Here is a 20,077-nt window from a genome sequence, read left to right as displayed (position 1 = left end):
AGATGCAAAAAACCTATGCTCCGTTTGAACGAATGCATAGGTCTCGGTGTAGTTCCACTTATTTATTATCCGACGGCTTTTCTCTGCATTCGGTTGAATTCAGGAATTGAGCAACTTGCTTTTCCGAGTCTTGTTCAGGCTCAAAATCCGGGAAGGGCTTGGCGTTCGGCATTCCAGTGAATGCCTTGCCTTCTTCCTCATTGGGATTTGTTTGAAAACGGTTGTCTTTCATCACAAACAGCTCCTCCATTTTCATGTCTTATCCTTACGATACCCACAATCCTGTCTTTTAATCGGGTTGTCATTCCAAAAAGCCGATCAGCAATCAATAAGTGATGATAATGAGAGAAACTCGCCTGGCTCAATTGTTACGTTTAAATTGGATATAACGTACACTTGTTTATCGTATAATTTGGAGACGTATGTCATGCCTTCTTCTCTTTTCATTCTTTACAATTACTTTACGTTCTAGGAGGAAATATACGTGAAAAAAGGGTTTCTGCTAAGCTTGCTTATCCTTCTATCGGCATGTTCGACGGCATCTATGGCGGCATCTTTGCCTGCCGACAAGTTTCTGATCATCGCGCATCGAGGGGCTTCCGCCTATGCACCGGAGCACTCTTTGCTGTCCTATGGATTGGCAGTGCAGATGAAGGCGGATTATATCGAATTGGATGTGCATATGACGAAAGACGGGGAACTCGTTTCGATGCATGACCCTTTCGTTCATTTGCCGGATGGCAGAAAACAGATCGCAGAAGTGGATTTCCAGGAGTTAAAAGAAATTCGCCGTGAGTCTGACTATGACGGGAAGCTTTCGGTTTCATTGCCTGAAGGGATCGATCCTTTGCGAATCGTCAGCACGGAGGAGATTTTTTCGTACTTCCAAGATGATGTCAATTATTATATTGAACTGAAGACACCCGCCTCCTACCCGGGAATCGAGGACGCTTTACTCGGACAGCTGAGGGCATTCGGGCTGTTACCGTTAGAAGACACGGAACTGCCGAAAGTGATCCTGCAATCATTCGATGCCAGATCTCTAAAGAAAATCCATGAGCAGGAGCCGGCCATTCCGCTAATTCAACTGTATTCGGCGAAAAATGAAACGATGCTAACCAAAAAGCGATTGGAAAAAGTCGCGGAGTATGCGTCGGGCATAGGCGTCGATAAGTCGGTTGTAACAGAGGAGTTGGTTGAGCTTGCACATGATCAGGATTTGCATGTACATCCGTTCACTGTGAATGAAGAGAAGGAAATCAGACGCATGATTGAAATCGGCGTAGATGGGATTTTTACGGATGTGCCGGATGTCGCGGTCGAGGTGGTTGAGGAGATGCGGGGTGAGTAAGGTTTTCCGGATGGATGGGCATGTCTAAAGTCCCGGAATGAGCATAACTGTGTTAAAGTCGCGCATAACTTTTCCAGCATAGAAAAAACCTCCCTATTCGATAGAAAAGGGAGGTTTTGTCTTTAAACGAGTGATTTTACTTCTTCCTTGAATCGGTTTACGGCTTTCTCGATCGGAGCTTCGTGGCCTGCTTCCTTCAATGCTTCACCAATCTTTTCGATTGCAGAAATAAGCATTTGTTCCGTCGTGTTGCCCATATGGCCGAGGCGGAATGCTTTACCGCCCAAATGCGCCAATGCACCCGCGACGATAAGTCCTTCTTTCGCCAAAGCTGCCCTGAATTCAGCGTCATCCAAACCTTCCGGATACAGGAAACAGCTCAATGTCGAGGCCGCAACCGCTTCTTCCGCCAATGGCTTCATGCCATATTCCCGGAGTGCAGCGCGCACGCCTCGTCCAAATGCCGTATGCCTTGCATATCGTTTTTCCAAGCCTTCCTCCAGAACAAGTTTCATTCCTTCATCATATGCATAAATCAAGTTAACCGGAGGCGTCGCAAAGTATTTCGACGGATCATGCATGATCGGAATCCAGTTTTCAATATCGCAATAGTAAGCCGGAATATGTCCGAGTTGCTTGCGTGCATCCAATGCGGTTTGATTGAACGCGACAATGGCAAGCCCCGGTGGAACGCCGATCGCCTTTTGGGAGCCCGTCAGAACGACGTCGATTTTATAACCCGCGCCGCCATATTCCTTGCTCATATCCTCTTCCATTGCGGCAGTTGCACAAACTCCATCCAGTATGACGAGTGCGCCGTGTTTTTTCACAATAGGAACGAGCACTTCCAAGTCGGCCGCCACACCTGTGGACGTATCGGCGTGCGTGATCGTCACCGCCTTGTATGTACGCTCCGATAATTTACGCTCCACGTCTTCCGGTGCAACCTGCTGTCCCCATTCGGCTTGAAGGACATCGATTTCAATACCAAACGCTTTCCCCAATTGGATGAAACGGTCCCCGAAATACCCGTGGCTGATTACCAATAAACGCTCTCCCGCACCGACAGTATTGACAAGAGCCATTTCCATGCCGATCGTACCCGACCCGGCGATGACAAATACCTCTCCATCGGTTTTGAACATCTCGCGCGTCCTCTCGATTGATCGCTTGTAAATCTCTACGAAGCGCAGATCTGTATGCCCTCTTGTCTCGGCTGCCATAGCATCGTAAATCGAATCGACAACTGGCGTCGGTCCAGGTATCAATAACATCTCTTCATTTCGCAAAACGATATCCCCTTTACGTTAGATTTCTCTTCTATTATACCCTATTCTCCGAATTATGAATGAAACCCTCTTTATTCTGATGAAAAATAGAGAAAACCCGTTCCCCATTTGAGGAGACGGGCCAATTTCTTCAATCCTTATGCTTGCCGATGCAGCGTTCGCATTCATAGAGCAGGGATTCAACTTTCTCAACGATTTCACAACCGCATTCCCGGCAGATCTTTTTCGACTTTTGCACTTCATTCGTCTTTTGCATAATGAACCTCCTCCTTTTCCTATGATAGTTTTCTATATCCCGGCAATGTCAGGAATTCCTCGAACTCATCTTGAAGCGTCAACTCGACGAACAGCTCAGCCGCCTCATTGAATTTGCCGAAACGGTATTCCTTTTCGCCGTAGGTTTCCCTCAATTTTTTCATCTCTTCGGCAAATAGATTCATGAATAAATCGACAGTAATATCCCTGCCATCATCCAGCCTGCCTTCAGGATGGCGAATCCATTGCCATACTTGCGAGCGGGAAATTTCCGCGGTAGCCGCATCTTCCATCAGATGATTGATCGGCGCCGCTCCATTCCCTTTCAACCACGAAGCGATGTACTGGACGCCGACGCTGCAATTCATCCGCAGCCCTACCTCCGTAATCGTCCCGGTCGGCACTTCCAGCAACTCAGCCGCCGTCACTTGCACGTCTTCCCGTTTCCTGTGAACTTGATTGGGCGTTTCCATATGTGCATCAAATTCAGCCCTCGCAACCGCGACAAGCCCCGGATGAGCGACCCACGTTCCATCGTGTCCGTCCGTCACTTCCCGGCGTTTATCCTCGGCGACCTTCCTGAATGCTTCCTCATTCTCTTCGGGGTTGTTACGGATCGGAATCTGAGCCGCCATCCCGCCCATCGCAAACGCGTTCCGCTTGTGACATGTCTGGATGCATAGCTGTGTGTAAGCTCTCATGAAAGGCGATGTCATCGTCACTTGCCCTCGGTCCGGCAAGATGACATCCTGTTGACTGCGAAGCCTTTTGATAAAGCTGAAAATATAATCCCAGCGGCCGCAGTTCAGTCCCGCAATATGGTCTCGCAGTTCATACAAAATTTCATCCATCTCGAATGCAGCGGGAAGCGTTTCAATCAACACCGTCGCACGTATCGTACCAGTCGGAATGTCCAGTTTTTCCTGCGCGAAGACGAATACTTCATTCCATAGTCTTGCTTCCAAATGGCTTTCAAGCTTCGGCAAGTAGAAATACGGACCCGTTCCCCGTTCAAATAATTCCTTCGCATTATGGAAGAAATAAAGCCCGAAATCGAAGAAGCCTCCTGCCATCGGCTCGCCGTCGATTAGGATATGCTTTTCATCCAAATGAAGACCTCTTGCCCTCACCATTAAAACGGCTGTCTCTTCATTCAAAGAGTACTTCTTTCCATTGGAAGCCTGCTCGAACGAAATTGTCCCTCTTATGGCATCTTTGAGATTCAACTGACCGTCGATCATATTCGACCATGTCGGCGAAGTTGCATCTTCAAAATCAGCCATGAACGCTTTCGCTCCGGAGTTAAGTGCGTTAATAATCATTTTCCTGTCGACGGGACCGGTAATTTCAACACGCCGATCCTGCAAATCGGGTGGAATCGGTGCGACCGTCCAATCCCCTTCCCGAATATGCTTCGTTTCTTCAAGAAAGCCCGGCTTTTCGCCAGCATCGAATAGGCGTTGCCTTGTTTCCCTCGCTGCCAGCAATTCCTTTCGCCGGCCATTGAATGTTTCGTGCAGGCTATAAAGGAATTCGAGCGCTTCCGGCGTCAGGATTTCCTCCGTCCCCGCCGTCATTTCACCGATTACATCCATATTGAAACGCGTCTGTTGAGTTGTCAGTTGAATCATCCTTTCATTTATTCGTGGAATCGTTAGGTACTTAAACGAATTGCGCCTCTTCCGTCGACCCCTTCATGGCTGTTGTTGAGGAAGTGCCTCCTGAAATTACCTGAGCCACTTCGTCGAAATAACCCGTTCCGACTTCGCGTTGGTGGCGGGTCGCCGTGTACCCTTTTGATTCATTCGCGAACTCTGCTTCCTGAAGCTTCGAATAGGCTGCCATCCCGTCCGTTTTATAACCATGCGCCAATTCGAACATGCTGTGGTTCAATGAATGGAAGCCCGCTAATGTGACGAATTGGAATTTATAACCCATCTTGCCGAGTTCGCGCTGGAATTTGCCGATTGTCTCGTCATCTAGGTTCGATTTCCAATTGAATGAAGGCGAACAGTTATAGGCGAGCATTTTGTCCGGGAATTTCTCGTGGATGGCGTCCGCAAAGCGTTTCGCTTCTTCGAGATCCGGCGTGGATGTTTCACACCAGATGAGATCAGCATATGGTGCGTATGCGAGACCGCGGGCAATCGCCTGCTCGATGCCAGCTTTCGTCCGGTAAAATCCTTCCGGTGTGCGTTCTCCGGTAATGAATGCATGGTCGCGTGGGTCGACGTCACTCGTGATCAGATCTGCCGCGTCTGCATCCGTCCTCGCAATGATGATCGTTGGGACACCCGATACGTCAGCCGCAAGTCTTGCCGAAATCAAATTCCTGACTGCATTCTGCGTCGGAAGAAGCACTTTCCCGCCAAGATGACCGCATTTCTTTTCTGAGGCGAGCTGATCTTCGAAATGGACGCCGGCAGCGCCTGCTTCAATCATCGCTTTCATCAATTCGAACACATTCAAAGGACCTCCGAATCCTGCTTCCGCGTCAGCGACAATTGGTGCGAACCAATCGAACTCGTCTAGCCTGCCTTCTGCACAGTCGATTTGATCCGCACGCTGCAGCGCCTGATTGATCCGCTTCACGACATTCGGCACGCTGTTCACCGGATATAAGCTTTGATCCGGATACATCTGCCCCGCCATATTCGCATCCGCCGCCACTTGCCAACCGCTCAGATAGATTGCCTGGAGTCCCGCTTTTACTTGCTGGACTGCTTGATTGCCCGTCAGTGCGCCGAGAGCAGCGATAAAATCCTCTTCATGAAGCGATTTCCAAAGCCGCTCTGCCCCTCTTTTCGCCAATGTATGTTCAATTTGAACTGAGCCCCGTAACTTGATGACGTCCTCCGCACTGTATCCTCGTTCGATCCCCGCCCAACGTCCGTCTTCCTGCCAGCTTCTCTCCAACTGCTCCACCTGTTCCTTCATTTCATTCCACACCTTTCATTTAATAGAGTAATTGATACTTTCCTACTGTTCCACAACAGGATAAGTTGTTATACATTACTATATAACAGAATATTAAAACTGTCTGTGCATTTCGACAAAAGGATAGTTTAAGAGGATGAAAGCGGAAATAGCTCGATGAATTCGAAAAGGGGAAGATTATCGAATGGAAAACACCGAAATACGGGAAGAACTTCTACAGCAATTTGCCTGCCTGTTGCAGGATTGGATTCCCAATGATGCCCGCCTCGCGATTGCGTTGAACGGTTGCTATCATTGTTGCGATTCTGGAGACGATGACACATGGATTGATGGCCAACCCGTGCAAGCGGGAAGCATTGCGGCGAAGGTGTTAATGAGTAGGGGTAAAACAGGAATGATGATAGATTCGACTTTGTCAGCGACCCCATCGTATGGCGTCGGATACCCTATCGAAATTGACGGAGAACATGCAGCACTCGTCGTCATCCTTCCACCGGAACCCGGATCGCAAGTCAAGAACGATCCGTTGCGCCTGCTCACCGGAAAGCTTGACGACGAATGGTACCCAGTTCCGCTTGAACAGATCACTCATATTGAAAGCTATCAGAAGAAGACATTCTTCTATACGGAGGACGGGCAATTCAGCATTTCGAGCACGTTGAAGGAGTTGGATAAGCGGCTGCCTGAAATCTTCTTGCGCATTCACCGTTCGTACATTGTGAATACAGCTAAAATCTCGAGGATCTCACGCGATTTCTCTTCGAGTCTTGTCGTGACATTAGTGGATGGAACCGAACTGCCGGTGAGCCAGTCATATGTGAATGATGTGAAATGTGTGCTGGGATTTTGAAGTGTAGGAGATGGTTACTATTTCGGTCTCATTTTTCATCGACTTGAGACGTAAACGAGGAAATAATATGGAGAATTATGGACGAAAAAAAGACTGCAGATAGGATCTAACGTGATTCCATCTGCAGTCTTTATTCATTAAGCATGCTGTTTTTCATATGCGGCAATTTGCTCTTCATATTGGAACGTCAACGCAATTTCGTCCCATCCATTCAATAACATCTGCTTATAATACGGGTCGATGTCGAATGTGTATGTTTTCCCGTCTTCGCCTTTTACCGTCTGTTGTTCAAGATCGATTTCCAATGTATAAGGAGCGGTCTCGCCTTTGGATAAAAGCTCTTCGATTTCCTCGACACGGAGACGGATTGGCAGGATGCCATTCTTGAAGCAGTTATTATGGAAAATATCCGCAAACGACGGGGCGATGACAACTTCGAACCCATAGTCAAGGATTGCCCACGGCGCATGCTCCCTAGAGGAGCCGCAACCGAAGTTGTCATGGGCGACGAGGATCTTGGAGTCTTTGAACCGGTCGTCGTTCAGGACAAATTCTTTGTTTTCCGTACCGTCCGCCTGGAAGCGCCAATGGTGAAAAAGATATTTTCCAAAGCCGGTCCGTTCGATTCGCTTCAGGAATTCCTTCGATATGATCTGGTCTGTATCTACATTTTTTCGATTCAAAGGTGTCATGACGCTGCGCACTTCATTGATCGGTTTCATGGAATCATCCTTTCTTCATCCAGCTTTGTTCATTAGGCATGGGCCAATTTCATTGTACGAACGTCTGTGAAATGTCCGGAAATCGCTGCGGCCGCGGCCATTGCTGGACTCATCAGATGCGTGCGGGAACCCGCCCCTTGCCTGCCTTCGAAGTTCCGGTTAGATGTAGATGCACATCTTTCGCCAGCCGGTACGACGTCATCGTTCATCGCGAGGCACATGCTGCAACCCGATTCGCGCCATTCAAAACCGGCTTCGAGGAACACTTTATCCAAGCCTTCCTCTTCTGCTTGGCGTTTCACAGTGCGTGAACCTGGAACGACGATTGCCGTCACATTCGGATGCACTTTTTGACCTGCGATCACTTCAGCTGCGGCTCGTAGATCGCTCAAGCGGGCATTCGTGCAAGAGCCGATGAAAACGTGCTGGATTGCAATTGAAGTAAGTGGCGTCCCTTCTTCAAGCCCCATATAGGTGAGCGCTTTTTTCAACGCTTCCTTATCGGATTCATCTGTAAAGTCCCCCGAGGACGGCACCTTTGCACTGATGCCGGAACCCATCGAAGGATTCGTGCCCCAAGTGATAAACGGCTCGATTTCATTCGCATCGATTTCAAGAACTGTATCGTATACCGCCCCTTCGTCGGTTGCCAAGGAGAGCCATTGTTCCGCAGCGTCCTCAAACGCTTCGCCTTCAGGGACATGACGTCGTCCTCTCAAATACTCGATTGTCGTCTCATCCGGGCTGATCAAACCGGCTTTCGCCCCCGCCTCAATGGACATATTGCAAATCGTCATCCGTTCCTCCATCGTCATGGAGCGGATTGCTTCGCCTGTATACTCAGCGATATGCCCGGTTCCGACGTCGATGCCGAATTTTGCGATAATCGCAAGGATGACATCCTTCGCAGTAACACCAAATCCGAGCTTGCCATTGATCCGAATTTCCATCGTTTTCGGTTTTGATTGCCAAAGCGTCTGTGTCGATAGGACGTGCTCGACCTCGCTCGTACCGATTCCGAACGCGATAGCGCCAAATGCACCATGCGTGGAAGTATGGCTATCCCCGCAGACTATCGTTTTGCCTGGCTGTGTCAACCCGAGTTCGGGACCGATAATATGGACGATTCCCTGGTCCGGATGCTCCATATCGGCAAGCTCAATGCCGAACTCCTCACAATTTTTCTCCAATGTCGTAATCTGCTTTTTAGCGATCGGGTCGTTTATGATCGGCAAATTCCGGGTCGGAACGTTATGATCCATCGTCGCGAAGCAGAGATCGGGGCGCCGCACTTTCCGTCCCGCCAGCCGCAAGCCTTCAAACGCTTGAGGTGAAGTCACTTCATGCAATAAATGAAGGTCGATATATAATAGGTCAGGCTTCCCCTGTTCTTCGTACACAATATGCTGCTCCCAAATTTTTTCGATGATCGTTTTAGGCATATCAAATTCTCCTTCCATTTCAGACATATGAAAACATGATGCTATTCGAGACGAACTGCAAATCCAGCTCACCGATCACTTTATCCGTCCACTCCATCGTTGAAAGGGCGCGATCTGATCCACCCGCAAGGTCCGCAGTAAAATGTCCATCCTCAAATACGGTATCAACGGCTTTTTCGATTGCTGCCGCTTCCGTCTCCATTTCGAATGAATAGCGGAGCATCATTGCCGCCGACAAAATGGCTGCTGCCGGATTCGCGATGCCCATCCCTGCAACATCGGGCGCTGAGCCATGAACAGGTTCGTACAGGCCGAATCCATCGGAACGAACGCTTGCGGATGGCATGAGGCCGAGCGAACCGGTGATGACGGATGCTTCGTCGCTTAAAATATCGCCGAACATGTTTTCAGTGACGACAACATCAAAGGATTTCGGGTTCGTAATCAATTTCATCGCCGCCGAGTCGACGAGCTGATGCTCAACTTCGACATCCGGATAGCCTTTGCGCTTCTCTTCGACGACTTCCCGCCAAAGCTTGCTCGACTCCAATACGTTCGCCTTATCGACGGATGTCACTTTTCCCCGTCTCATCCGCGCAAGCTCAAACGCTTTTTCAACGATGCGTTCGATTTCTTCACGTGTGTAGACGAGCGTATCGACTGCGGAAGTTTTGGTTTTGCGGCTCGGCTGCCCGAAGTAGATGCCGCCCGTCAGTTCCCGGACGATCATCATATCGACTTCCCGAACAATTTCCTCCTTGAGAGGAGAAGCTTGAAGCAAGGAAGGGACTGCCTTGACCGGACGCAGGTTCGCGAATAAATCAAAGTGCTTCCTGATGGCAAGCAACCCTCTTTCAGGTCGCAATTCTGACGGATTCCGATCCCATTTCGGACCGCCGACAGCCCCTAAGAGAACTGCATCACTTGATTCACAGAGTTCAATTGTTTGCTTCGGGAGTGGGTTATTGAACGAATCGATCGCCGCTCCTCCGATTGAACCGTAATTGAAATGGAATGTGTGGTTGAATCGTCTTGCAACCACTTCAAGAACTCGCACAGCCGCCGACGTTACTTCCGGTCCGATTCCATCGCCCTGTAATACAGCTACTCTTTTTTCCATTGAACTTCTCCTCCTTGTTGTCATAACTTTTTACACAATCTTCAGACTTAGTTTCGTATAAAGTGTTTCTTTCTAATCGGATTTCCGCTTCAGGCGGACGCTTTCCGTGGGCGTCGCTTCAGCCAATCGAACAGCGAAGGGTTCGATTTGCCGTATTTCTGCGTTCTTTGCAGAAATTAAGGCATCCCTTAGTTGCTCCCAACGCTGCGCTTTTGCTCGCAAAAGCCGTTCTTCGTGACGGCTTTCGTTGCGGGGTCTTCTGCTGACGCTTTTCCCACCGGAGTCGCCGCCTTCCGCTTCAATCCTTATAGATCCCGTCTAAAATATAACTTCTATATACTAAAAACGCATAAACAGCTAGAATTACGCATAAATCCTTGTAAAAGCTCATAAACTGCAAAATTTACTCATAAACTGCTAAACTCACGCATAAATCGCGAAATTAACGCATAAATCCCCACAATCACGCATAACGCAATTTCATGCCAGCTATTATTGACTAACTGTTTCCGCCACTTTCACTTGATCCTTCACTAACTTTCGATTAATAGCGTTCAAGTAGGCTTTTGCTGATGCTTCCAATACGTCTTGTGAAACGTCGCGTCCTGTGAAGGTTTCACCGTTGAAGCGCAAGTTGACGACTGCTTCCCCTAAAGCATCGCGGCCTTTGCCGATAGATGTGACGCGGTAATCCAGAATATTGACTTGGCCTTTGACGAGCAATTCGAGTGCGTTGAAGATTGCCTCGACTGAACCTGCGCCGGTTGTGGCAACGACGACGTTTTCTCCTGAAGGGACATTCGCTGCGATCGTTGCGGTCGGAACGTTCGACGTGCCGTATTGGACTTGCACATTCGTCAATTCATAGATTTCCGCATCTGCGTACGCAATCTGCTTTCCTGTGAAGAGGACGAACAGATCGTCTTCCGTTATTTCCTTCTTGCGGTCGGCGAGCTTCTTGAACTCGACAAACGCTTCATTCATTTGCGCGTCGCTTAGTTCAAAGCCCATTGAAATAGCACGGTCCTTGAATGCATGGCGGCCTGAATGCTTGCCGAGTGCTAACGGAGCCGTCGTTTCGCCGATCAGTTCCGGTGTGATGATTTCATACGTTTCCCGATTTTTCAGCATGCCGTCCTGATGGATTCCGGATTCATGCGCGAATGCGTTTTTCCCGACGACCGCCTTGTTGGGCTGAATGACGACACCTGTCAACTGGCTGACCAATTGGCTTGTGCGCTTGATCTCTTGCAAGTTAATGTCCGTTTCAAACCCGTAAACGTCCTTACGGATATGGAGGGCAACCGCGATTTCTTCGAGCGCTGCATTTCCAGCCCGTTCACCGATCCCGTTAATCGTGCCTTCGACTTGATCGGCACCATTTTCAATCGCTGCGATGGAGTTTGCGACAGCCATACCTAAATCGTTATGGCAATGCGCAGAAAGTTTCACACGCTCAATGCCCGTCACATTCTCCTTCAAGAATTTGAATAAAGCCCCATATTCTTGCGGCGTTGCATAACCGACCGTGTCTGGGATATTGATTGTCGTCGCACCGGCTTTGATCACTTGATTGATGATCCGGACGAGGAATGCAGGGTCGGAACGGAATGCGTCTTCTGCTGACCATTGAACGAGAGGAAAGAATTTTTTTGCATATTTTACGGCTTCAACTGCAATATCCACGACTTGGTCAGGCGTCTTCATCAATTTATGTTCCATATGGATTGGAGACGTGGCCAAAAACACATGGAGATGAGGTTGCTGTCCGCCTTTAAGTGCTTCCCATGATGTATCGATATCACTTTTCATTGCGCGGGCAAGCCCGGTCACTGTCGAGTTCTTCACTGTATTCGCAATGCGCTGCACCGCTTCGAAATCACCAGGTGAGGAAGCAGGAAACCCTGCTTCGATCACCGTAGCGCCAAAACGTTCTAGTTGGCGGGCAATTTCCATCTTTTCAGCCGTGTTCAGATTGATGCCGGCCGATTGTTCACCATCACGAAGTGTCGTATCAAAGATGTCAATTTTTCGCACTACCCACCACTTCCTCCTGTTTTGATTTCTTGCCTTCATTTACGAATGGCATCATCGCACGAAGCTTTTCGCCGACGACTTCAATTTGGTGCTTCGCTTCCGACTCCTCATATGCATTGTATTTCGGGCGGCCGTTTTCGTTTTCTGCAATCCAGCCCTCTGCGAATTTACCTTCTTGGATATCAGTTAGAATGTCTTTCATACGTGCTTTCGTGTCCGCATCAACTACACGCGGCCCTGATACGTAATCGCCCCATTCAGCTGTGTCGGAAATCGAATAGCGCATTCCGGACATGCCGCCTTCGTACATGAGGTCGACGATCAGTTTCAATTCATGCATCGTTTCGAAATATGCAAGTTCAGGCTGATAACCCGCTTCCACTAATGTTTCAAAGCCGGCTTTGACGAGGGAAGTCAATCCGCCGCACAGTACTGCCTGCTCACCGAATAGGTCCGTTTCCGTCTCTTCCTTGAATGAAGTTTCAAGTACGCCTGCACGAGCTGAGCCGATCCCTTTCGCATAAGCGAGAGCGACGTCTTTCGCTTGGCCGGAAACGTCTTGGTATACCGCGAACAATGCCGGTACGCCAGCGCCTGCTTCAAATGTTCTGCGAACTAGATGTCCCGGGCCTTTCGGTGCGACGAGGAATACGTCGACGTCTGCGGGAGGTACGATCTGTCCGAAGTGGACGTTGAATCCGTGTGCAAATACGAGTGATTTGCCCGCTTTCAGTGCCGGTTGGATCTCTTCGTCATACACTTGCTTCTGTCTTTCGTCTGGAAGTAGGATCATGATAAGATCCGCTTGTTCAGCTGCTTCAGCTACTGTTTTCACAGCTAGGCCGTCTTCTTTAGCCTGATCATATGATTTTCCTGGGCGTACGCCGACGACTACGTTGAATCCAGAGTCTTTCAAGTTCTGTGCATGTGCGTGACCTTGTGAGCCGTAACCGACGATTGCGATCGTCTTTCCTTGTAGAAGTCCTTCATTGATATCCTGGTTATAATACATTTTAGCCATTGTTAGTTCCTCCTTGGAATTTTAGGTATTATATTTATATTGTCGATTTCCGCTCCAGGCGGACGCTTTCCGTGGGCGAGGCTGAGCCAATCGAACTGCGAAGGGTTCGATTTGCCGTATTTCTGCGTTCTTTGCAGAAATTAAGGCAGCCTGCTCGCACCGCTACGCTTTTGCTCGCAAAAGCCGTTTTTCATGACGGCTTTCACAGGAGTCGCCGCCCTCCGCTTCAATCAACTAGAATTGCAAACTTTATTAGTACTTATTTTAAAATGGATAACTGTGGTGAATTGACTTTTTGGATTTCACGGGTGAATGCCGTTGCTCCGGTCCTTGACAATTCTTTGATGCCATAGGGTTTTACGAGATCGATGAATGCCTCAATTTTCTCAGGGGCGCCGGTCACTTGGTACGTGACGACGTTTTTCCCTGAATCGATGACCGTAGCGCGGAACGGTTCGATGATGCTATTGATTTCACTGCGCGCATGCGGCGGAGAGACGACTTTCACTAGCGCCAACTCCCGCATGACAATTGCTTTATCAGTGATGTCATTCACTTTGATGACGTCAATCTGCTTTTGCAGCTGCTTAAGTAGCTGTTCGATTTTCCGTTCATCCTCCACATGGACGATGAATGTCATTTTTGACATGCCCGGCTGTTCGGAATGCCCGACTGTGATGCTTTCGATGTTGAATTGCCGTTTCATGAGCAATCCAGTCACTCGGTTCAGCACCCCGCTTTGATTGATTACCGTCACTGTAATGACTCTTCTCATTTGCTCTTCACCCCGATCATTTCCTGTAGTCCTTTTCCTGGGGCAACCATCGGATAGACGTTTTCCAGCATTTTCACCCGGCAATCGATGAGTACTGGTTCATCCGACAGAAGGGCTTCCCGGAAAATTTGTTCAGCGTCCTCTTTTTTCGTGATGCGGTACCCTTTCAGGTCATATGCTTCCGCAAGCTTGACGAAATCCGGCTGGACTGGAATCAATGATTGTGAGTAGCGTTCATCGTAGAACGTCTCCTGCCATTGGCGCACCATTCCGAGAGCTCCGTTATTCAAGATGACGACTTTTACCGGGATTCTCATCTCTTGGAGAAGAGATAGCTCCTGCGCTGTCATTTGGAAACCACCATCGCCAACGATCGCGACTACCCTTTCATCCGGCTTCGCGATTTGCGCGCCGATTGCAGCGGGGAATCCGAAGCCCATCGTTCCAAGCCCCCCCGACGTGACCCAAAAGTCGGGATTGTTCAATGAATAGTATTGTGCAGCCCACATCTGATGCTGTCCGACGTCCGTCGTAACGATTGCATCCCCCTCGGTAATGCGGTGAATCATTTGAATCGCTTCCTGAGGCAGGAATTCGTGCTCGTCGATGTTGTACCATAACGGTGCTTCTTCCTGCATACCTCTCAAGTATGCGAGCCATTCTTCGGTGTCCGGCACATTGAATTCCTGGTTAAGCAATGCTTGCAATGCTTCCTTCGAGTCCGCCACGATCGGGATTTCAGTCGGGACGTTCTTTCCGATTTCCGCAGGGTCGATGTCGATATGGATGACTTTTGCATGCGGTGCGAAAGATTCCAGATTTCCTGTCAGCCTGTCGTCGAAACGGGCACCGACGTTGATTAATAAGTCGCACTCGCTAATTGCCATGTTCGCCGTGTATGTTCCGTGCATGCCTGCCATGCCTAGGAACAGCTCATGGTTACCGGCGATGCAGCCGAGTCCGAGCAATGTGTTCGTGATTGGAATCCGTTTTGTTTCCACCAATGTTTTCAGTTCTTCCATCGCCTGGCCGTGCAATACGCCCGCGCCGGCAAGGATGAGTGGCTTCCGTGCAAATCGGATCGCTTCGGCCGCTTTCTGTATTTGCAAGTAATTCGGAGTGGTCGTCGGCTGGTAGCCCGGCAGATTCACCTCAGAAGTGCGTTCCTCTTTCGTGACGAAGATTTCAGTAGCCACGTTTTTTGGAATATCAACGACAACCGGACCGCGTCTTCCTGTTGAAGCGATATGGAATGCTTCTTTGATGATCCTCGGAAGGTCCGCGACGTCTCGCACCTGGTAGTTATGCTTTGTGATCGGCTGCGTAATTCCGATGATATCGGCCTCCTGGAATGCATCCGTCCCAATGACGGTGCTTGCCACCTGTCCAGTGAAGACGACGAGCGGCAATGAATCCATCATTGCATCTGTAATCCCCGTCACCAGATTCGTCGCGCCCGGACCTGATGTCGCGATGACAACGCCCGGTTTGCCGGATACTCGCGCATAGCCTTCCGCTGCATGGATGGCTCCCTGTTCATGACGGGCAAGCACATGGGGAATCGGATCCTTGTATAATGCGTCATAAATTGGTAGGACGGCACCTCCAGGGTAACCGAAAATGACTTCGACACCTTGGTCTTTCAACCCTTGAATCAAGACCGCAGAACCATCCATCGGTTGATTATTCTGTTTTTCGTCTTGAGATTTCGGCGTCATTTCCATAACTGCCTGCTTCGTTTGAACTTCCGCACTCATATACGAACTCCTCCTTACTTTTCTAATGGTTAATTTTTATTAAAAAAAGAAAAGCCTTTTCTCCCCACACAAAGAAACCTCGTTCTTCGTATAAGGGATGAAAAAGCTTTTCATGGTACCACCCTTGTTCGCGACATTAGCCGCCTCGTGAATGGACCCATTACGTTAAGGTCCATTCGCTGATAACGAGCCCGTATCTTGCACGAGCCCGGGATTGCCTACTCGGTTTCCCTTTCAGCAGTCCACTCCGGGGTGATATCGCGGATAGTTGCATTGCCGGCTTCCAGCACGACCGGCTCTCTGTGAATGCAAGGATCTATCCCCTTTTGCCCCATCATCGAATTGTTATATTTTCATTACTCCGCCTGTACTTGCAGACGTGACAAGTTTTGAATATCTGGCCAAATAGCCTTTTTTAATTTTCGGTTCAAATGGCTGTAGCTTCGATTTGCGCGCTGCCAATATTTCGTCTGACACTTTCAGCTCGATTGTTCGGTTCGTCAAATCGATATCGATAATATCTCCATCTTCGACTAATGCTATCGGCCCGCCTTCAGCCGCTTCCGGTGAGATGTGGCCGATGGAAATGCCTCGGGATGCCCCAGAGAACCGGCCATCAGTAATGAGCGCCACTGTCGTTCCTAGGCCTCTTCCTTGGATGGAAGATGTCGGAGCAAGCATTTCCGGCATGCCCGGCCCGCCTTTCGGACCTTCGTAGCGGATGACGACGACATGCCCTTCACGGACTGTGCCATTGTCGATATTCTCCTGCGCAGCTTCCTGGGATTCGAAGACAATCGCTTCACCAGTGAACTGCTTGATGGAAGGATCGACCGCCCCGACTTTGATGACTCCGCCTTCAGGAGCAATATTTCCGAATAGGACGGATAAGCCGCCTACCGGACTGTACGGATTATCTTTCGTCCGAATCACTTGATCGTTTGTAATATGATAATCCTGGACGTCCTCCCTCATCGTTTTTCCTGTGATGGTGATGCGATCCGGGTGGATGGCTCCAGGTATTTTTGTTAGTTCATTGATGATGGCACTGACGCCGCCTGCTTTGAAAATGTCATCCATCGAGATATCGGATGCCGGCATGATTTTCGCTAAGTACGGAACCCGTTCGGCAACTGTGTTAATATCCTGGACGCTATATTCGATTTCCGCCTCGTGCGCAATCGCCAATGTATGTAAGACCGTATTGGTCGATCCGCCCATCGCCATATCTAGTGCGAATGCGTCATCGATTGCTTCCTTCGTAATGATGTCGCGCGGTTTGACATCCTCTTTCACCATGCGGATCAAGTTCTTAGCCGCTTCCTTGATCAGTTTGTGACGCTCATCGGATGTTGCGACAATTGTTCCATTGCCCGGCAACGCCATTCCTAGCATTTCCATCAGGCAGTTCATTGAGTTCGCGGTGAACATTCCTGAGCACGAGCCGCATGTCGGACATGCATTAGCTTCAATGTCAAGAAGCTCTTCCGCCGTCATCTTGCCCGATTTGTATGCTCCGACCCCTTCAAATACGGATGTAAGGGAAAGCGGTGAACCTGATGAGGAGACGCCCGCTTCCATCGGTCCGCCTGAGACGAAGACGGAAGGGACATTCGTCCGAACCGCTGCCATGAGCATGCCAGGCGTGATCTTGTCACAGTTCGGAATGTAGAACACTCCGTCGAACCAGTGAGCATTGATGACCGTTTCAGCAGAATCCGCAATCAGTTCGCGGCTCGGCAGTGAATAACGCATTCCAATATGCCCCATCGCGATTCCATCATCTACACCGATCGTGTTGAATTCGAATGGAACCCCTCCGGCTTCCCAAATTGCCTCTTTTACAATTTCAGCAAATTTATTTAAATGTTTGTGGCCCGGAATAATATCAATATATGAATTACATACACCGATGAAAGGTTTCTCTAAATCTTTCGTTTTAACACCCGTTGCGTAAAGGAGACTCCTATGAGGCGCACGGTCAATCCCTTTTTTAATCATGTCACTTCTCATTGCTATCTCTCCTAATCAAATCATCCAAAAGCTGTCAAACTAAATGAATTGCGTGAAATGAATCACATATCTAAATAGATTGTTGCTATCATATATCGTATTTTCACCTACGTCAACCGTCTTTTTATAATTATTGTTCAATTATGAATTATGGTTTATATTGTATCCGCTTACATGTGCGATATATTGCATATTATAGGAATTATGACTATCTGAAAATATTTTTTATTTTATTGTTGACGTTGGTGATTGATGAGCGGAAATTTGGCTAGTGAGCGAAATGGGTTCGGTGGCCTGAAGACTTTTAGTAAGATTTCGAGAGAAAATTCGAAAGCGCTTTTGCTGAATGGCAAAAGCGCATAAATTTGAAAATAGGCGCATAAGTCTTTCCAGGAACGCATAAATCGCCACAAACACGCATAAAAATTTTTTATGCGCATTTGGAGCGATTTATGCGTCAGTATTTGTATTTATGCGTGCTTGCAGGAAGTTATGCGCTTTTTGCTTCGCCCATGTTGAGATAATGGTGCCCTTCTCCGTTACTCATTGAATTTATCGATCCGCCATCCGGATTTTTTCACGTAGTCGTAGCTTACGATGATCGTCTCGGCGGTTCGGGTGTCGCCAATCGGGACAGTGAGTTCGAACGTCTTCCTGCCTTTTTTCGATTTTATCTCTCTAGCTGTCGCAATCTCCCATTGGTGCAGAGAGCCCGGCGCTTCTTCCACTTCGGGTGAAGCCAACTTTCCTTTGTGCTTTAAGATGCCATTATCTTTCATGAATCGTTTCGCTTTCTTCTTCGTCACGAACTTTTGAAGTTCAGCCTTCATCTTCTTTTTAGAATCCAAGTGGGCGGCTAAATAGCGGTACTCCAATCCTTTATGGGCGAATGTCTTGTACTCGCCTTCCTTATACAATCCGCCGGCCTGGATGATTGCGGCCGATCCGGTCCATGCGGTTGCAAGTTCCACGGCACCCTTCGGCGTTAGGTCGGCTTGGCCGATTGATCGTTTCCCGCCGCAAGCCGATGTCGTGAGCAATAGTAAAATGACCGCGACTATGTTCATTGTCCTCTTTTTCATTGTGCAACCCCCTGACTGGCTAATACTTAAACGTATGAACTAGCAGGTTGCCGCATACGCCGAGATGGCGATTTCAGCGTTTTTCATTCCCTCACTGCAACGGAATCGGTCTTTTGCAACTTGAATTTATTCTCAAACAGACTTGCCACAAGCGCCCCGACTGTCAGGTTGACGACCATATTGGCGACGGCGGGAACAGCGGCGAGCGAGCTGACGTGCTCCATCGCAAGAGTCGCGGCAAGCGCAGTGTTGCAGATACCTGTATGAAAGAGGATTGCGCGGGCGTTCTGTTCGGTCACCTTCAGCAGCTTCGCGATGAAATAGCCGCCAGCCATCGGGATGCATACTTGGAGGATGACTGCTGCGAATACGAGAGGCAGCACCGAAAGATTTTGCTCCAATGATTGCTGGGCACTCGAAATGACCGACAGGATGACGACGAACAACGCGAGCTGGGAGAGGACGGATGTGTACGGTTTGATGACTTCCACCTTTTTTGTCCACTTCCATTGAATGAACAATCCCGCCAACAACGGAATGAACACGATATAAATGATATTAAGGAACAACGGCCAAAATGCGATTGGAATCAACTTTCCCGCAAACACTTGCACGAGCGTAGGCGTCAATACCGGCGAGATGAATGTATCCATCGTAGCCATCGTGATGCTTAACGCCACTTCGCCGCCTGCGATGAATGTGTAGATATTGGCGGATGTGCCGCTCGGTACCGCCCCCGCCAAGATGACGCCTGTCGCAATTTCCGCTTCGTCCTTGAAGAACAGGTACGCGATTGCTATCGAAACGCCGACTGTCATTGTCCACTTGAGGAAGACGCCGAGAAATGCGAATTTCGGTTTTTTGATTACTGCCATCAGTTTATCAGTCGACAAAGATAGCCCCATGAGAAGGAAGATCGTTCCGAGCCCGGCGCCTGTCAAACTGCGTATCGGAATGAAAAAGTCAGGTGCCAAGTACGCGATCAAGGACAGAAGGACAATCCATATCGGCAAATATTTCGATACGATTCCTGTCGCCACTTGCAATGCTTTCAACGGATTTCCTCCTTTACAAAAAGACCTGCGCCTAGAATCGACTAACCGATTCCAAGCACAAGTCGTCATAATTTCGTATATAAATAAGCGCCGTTCTCCATTTTGTCCAAATCGGCCTTGTCACCGATTTGTACAGGGTCATCCATCCTCGCGGTTACTTTCACATTCGCCTCGTCAAGCTGGATGAGCGCGATCGTATAAGGGGCGATGTCCGCGAACTCGGCGGGTGCGATGTGGATATCCGTAAAGCTGAAGACCGTTCCTATCGGAGACACTTCCTGTGCTTCAAGCTTGCCGGTTCTGCACTGCGGGCATGTGTATTTTGATGAGACACTTACGTAATCGCATGAATTGCATTTGAAAATTTTCAT

The 20,077-nt window shown here is 48.9% G+C and carries 18 protein-coding genes; 2 read left to right on the top strand and 16 right to left on the bottom strand.

Annotation, left to right across the window (positions count from 1 at the left end; genetic code table 11):
• Positions 1-58: 58 nt before the first annotated feature.
• Positions 59-235 carry a hypothetical protein gene (locus M3152_RS03575; protein ID WP_251693823.1) on the bottom strand — a complete coding sequence of 59 codons (177 nt, stop codon included), beginning with the start codon at positions 233-235 and terminating at the stop codon, positions 59-61.
• 249 nt (positions 236-484) lie between these two features.
• Between M3152_RS03575 and M3152_RS03570 the strand changes: the two genes are divergently transcribed.
• Entirely contained in the window at positions 485-1,351 is an 867-nt protein-coding gene (locus tag M3152_RS03570) for a glycerophosphodiester phosphodiesterase family protein (protein WP_251693822.1), read from the top strand.
• 122 nt (positions 1,352-1,473) lie between these two features.
• Here M3152_RS03570 and M3152_RS03565 read toward each other — a convergent pair whose 3' ends face one another.
• The 4 genes from M3152_RS03565 to aceA all read right to left on the bottom strand — a co-directional run bounded on the left by M3152_RS03565 (position 1,474) and on the right by aceA (position 5,832).
• Positions 1,474-2,640: a pyridoxal-phosphate-dependent aminotransferase family protein gene (locus M3152_RS03565; protein ID WP_251693821.1), complete on the bottom strand. Its 1,167-nt coding sequence runs from the start codon at positions 2,638-2,640 to the stop codon at positions 1,474-1,476.
• A 130-nt stretch (positions 2,641-2,770) separates the two neighbouring features.
• Entirely contained in the window at positions 2,771-2,896 is a 126-nt protein-coding gene (locus M3152_RS03560) for a YhfH family protein (protein ID WP_251693820.1), read from the bottom strand.
• A 19-nt stretch (positions 2,897-2,915) separates the two neighbouring features.
• Entirely contained in the window at positions 2,916-4,526 is a 1,611-nt protein-coding gene (gene aceB / locus M3152_RS03555) for a malate synthase A (RefSeq protein ID WP_251693819.1), read from the bottom strand.
• A 31-nt stretch (positions 4,527-4,557) separates the two neighbouring features.
• A complete protein-coding gene (gene aceA / locus M3152_RS03550; protein ID WP_251693818.1) occupies positions 4,558-5,832 on the bottom strand; it encodes an isocitrate lyase in 1,275 nt (424 codons plus the stop codon).
• Positions 5,833-6,016: 184 nt separating this feature from the next.
• Between aceA and M3152_RS03545 the strand changes: the two genes are divergently transcribed.
• On the top strand, positions 6,017-6,682 hold the full coding sequence (locus tag M3152_RS03545) for a LytTR family DNA-binding domain-containing protein (protein WP_251693817.1): 666 nt from the start codon (positions 6,017-6,019) through the stop codon (positions 6,680-6,682).
• A 137-nt stretch (positions 6,683-6,819) separates the two neighbouring features.
• Here the strand turns inward: M3152_RS03545 and leuD are convergent, their stop codons facing one another.
• From leuD to M3152_RS03490, 11 genes are all read right to left on the bottom strand, one after another.
• A complete protein-coding gene (gene leuD / locus M3152_RS03540) occupies positions 6,820-7,404 on the bottom strand; it encodes a 3-isopropylmalate dehydratase small subunit (RefSeq protein ID WP_251693816.1) in 585 nt (194 codons plus the stop codon).
• Between the two features lie 32 nt (positions 7,405-7,436).
• Entirely contained in the window at positions 7,437-8,846 is a 1,410-nt protein-coding gene (gene leuC / locus M3152_RS03535) for a 3-isopropylmalate dehydratase large subunit (protein ID WP_251693815.1), read from the bottom strand.
• Positions 8,847-8,865: 19 nt separating this feature from the next.
• Positions 8,866-9,966 (bottom strand): 3-isopropylmalate dehydrogenase, encoded by a 1,101-nt coding sequence (leuB, locus tag M3152_RS03530; protein ID WP_251693814.1) that lies wholly within the window; start codon positions 9,964-9,966, stop codon positions 8,866-8,868.
• Between the two features lie 492 nt (positions 9,967-10,458).
• Positions 10,459-12,003 carry a 2-isopropylmalate synthase gene (locus M3152_RS03525; RefSeq protein WP_251693813.1) on the bottom strand — a complete coding sequence of 515 codons (1,545 nt, stop codon included), beginning with the start codon at positions 12,001-12,003 and terminating at the stop codon, positions 10,459-10,461.
• A complete protein-coding gene (gene ilvC / locus M3152_RS03520) occupies positions 11,990-13,024 on the bottom strand; it encodes a ketol-acid reductoisomerase (protein ID WP_251693812.1) in 1,035 nt (344 codons plus the stop codon). Before ilvC ends, M3152_RS03525 begins: the two co-directional genes overlap by 14 nt.
• A gap of 259 nt (positions 13,025-13,283) precedes the next feature.
• Positions 13,284-13,799: an acetolactate synthase small subunit gene (gene ilvN, locus M3152_RS03515; protein ID WP_251693811.1), complete on the bottom strand. Its 516-nt coding sequence runs from the start codon at positions 13,797-13,799 to the stop codon at positions 13,284-13,286.
• On the bottom strand, positions 13,796-15,523 hold the full coding sequence (gene ilvB, locus M3152_RS03510) for an acetolactate synthase large subunit (protein ID WP_251695236.1): 1,728 nt from the start codon (positions 15,521-15,523) through the stop codon (positions 13,796-13,798). Before ilvB ends, ilvN begins: the two co-directional genes overlap by 4 nt.
• Positions 15,524-15,901: 378 nt before the next feature.
• A complete protein-coding gene (gene ilvD, locus M3152_RS03505; RefSeq protein ID WP_251693810.1) occupies positions 15,902-17,569 on the bottom strand; it encodes a dihydroxy-acid dehydratase in 1,668 nt (555 codons plus the stop codon).
• A gap of 539 nt (positions 17,570-18,108) precedes the next feature.
• A complete protein-coding gene (locus M3152_RS03500) occupies positions 18,109-18,651 on the bottom strand; it encodes an IseA DL-endopeptidase inhibitor family protein (protein WP_251693809.1) in 543 nt (180 codons plus the stop codon).
• Positions 18,652-18,734: 83 nt separating this feature from the next.
• On the bottom strand, positions 18,735-19,706 hold the full coding sequence (locus M3152_RS03495; protein ID WP_251693808.1) for a bile acid:sodium symporter family protein: 972 nt from the start codon (positions 19,704-19,706) through the stop codon (positions 18,735-18,737).
• A 65-nt stretch (positions 19,707-19,771) separates the two neighbouring features.
• Entirely contained in the window at positions 19,772-20,077 is a 306-nt protein-coding gene (locus M3152_RS03490; protein WP_251693807.1) for a Zn-ribbon domain-containing OB-fold protein, read from the bottom strand.

The organism is Sporosarcina luteola, assembly GCF_023715245.1.
Taxonomy (GTDB): Bacteria; Bacillota; Bacilli; order Bacillales_A; family Planococcaceae; genus Sporosarcina; species Sporosarcina luteola_C.
Note: the sequence above shows the minus strand (reverse complement) of the source record. Positions and strands in the feature narration are given on the sequence as shown.

Excerpts from the sequence above, each read along its gene's own strand:
- ilvB (WP_251695236.1), bottom strand. The coding sequence starts at position 15,523 with ATGGAAATGACGCCGAAATCTCAAGACGAAAAACAGAATAATCAACCG.
- ilvN (WP_251693811.1), bottom strand. The coding sequence starts at position 13,799 with ATGAGAAGAGTCATTACAGTGACGGTAATCAATCAAAGCGGGGTGCTG.
- leuC (WP_251693815.1), bottom strand. The coding sequence starts at position 8,846 with ATGCCTAAAACGATCATCGAAAAAATTTGGGAGCAGCATATTGTGTAC.
- aceA (WP_251693818.1), bottom strand. The coding sequence starts at position 5,832 with ATGAAGGAACAGGTGGAGCAGTTGGAGAGAAGCTGGCAGGAAGACGGA.
- M3152_RS03545 (WP_251693817.1), top strand. The coding sequence starts at position 6,017 with ATGGAAAACACCGAAATACGGGAAGAACTTCTACAGCAATTTGCCTGC.
- M3152_RS03500 (WP_251693809.1), bottom strand. The coding sequence starts at position 18,651 with ATGAAAAAGAGGACAATGAACATAGTCGCGGTCATTTTACTATTGCTC.
- M3152_RS03490 (WP_251693807.1), bottom strand. The coding sequence starts at position 20,077 with ATGAAAATTTTCAAATGCAATTCATGCGATTACGTAAGTGTCTCATCA.
- aceB (WP_251693819.1), bottom strand. The coding sequence starts at position 4,526 with ATGATTCAACTGACAACTCAACAGACGCGTTTCAATATGGATGTAATC.
- leuD (WP_251693816.1), bottom strand. The coding sequence starts at position 7,404 with ATGAAACCGATCAATGAAGTGCGCAGCGTCATGACACCTTTGAATCGA.
- M3152_RS03560 (WP_251693820.1), bottom strand. The coding sequence starts at position 2,896 with ATGCAAAAGACGAATGAAGTGCAAAAGTCGAAAAAGATCTGCCGGGAA.
- ilvD (WP_251693810.1), bottom strand. The coding sequence starts at position 17,569 with ATGAGAAGTGACATGATTAAAAAAGGGATTGACCGTGCGCCTCATAGG.
- ilvC (WP_251693812.1), bottom strand. The coding sequence starts at position 13,024 with ATGGCTAAAATGTATTATAACCAGGATATCAATGAAGGACTTCTACAA.
- leuB (WP_251693814.1), bottom strand. The coding sequence starts at position 9,966 with ATGGAAAAAAGAGTAGCTGTATTACAGGGCGATGGAATCGGACCGGAA.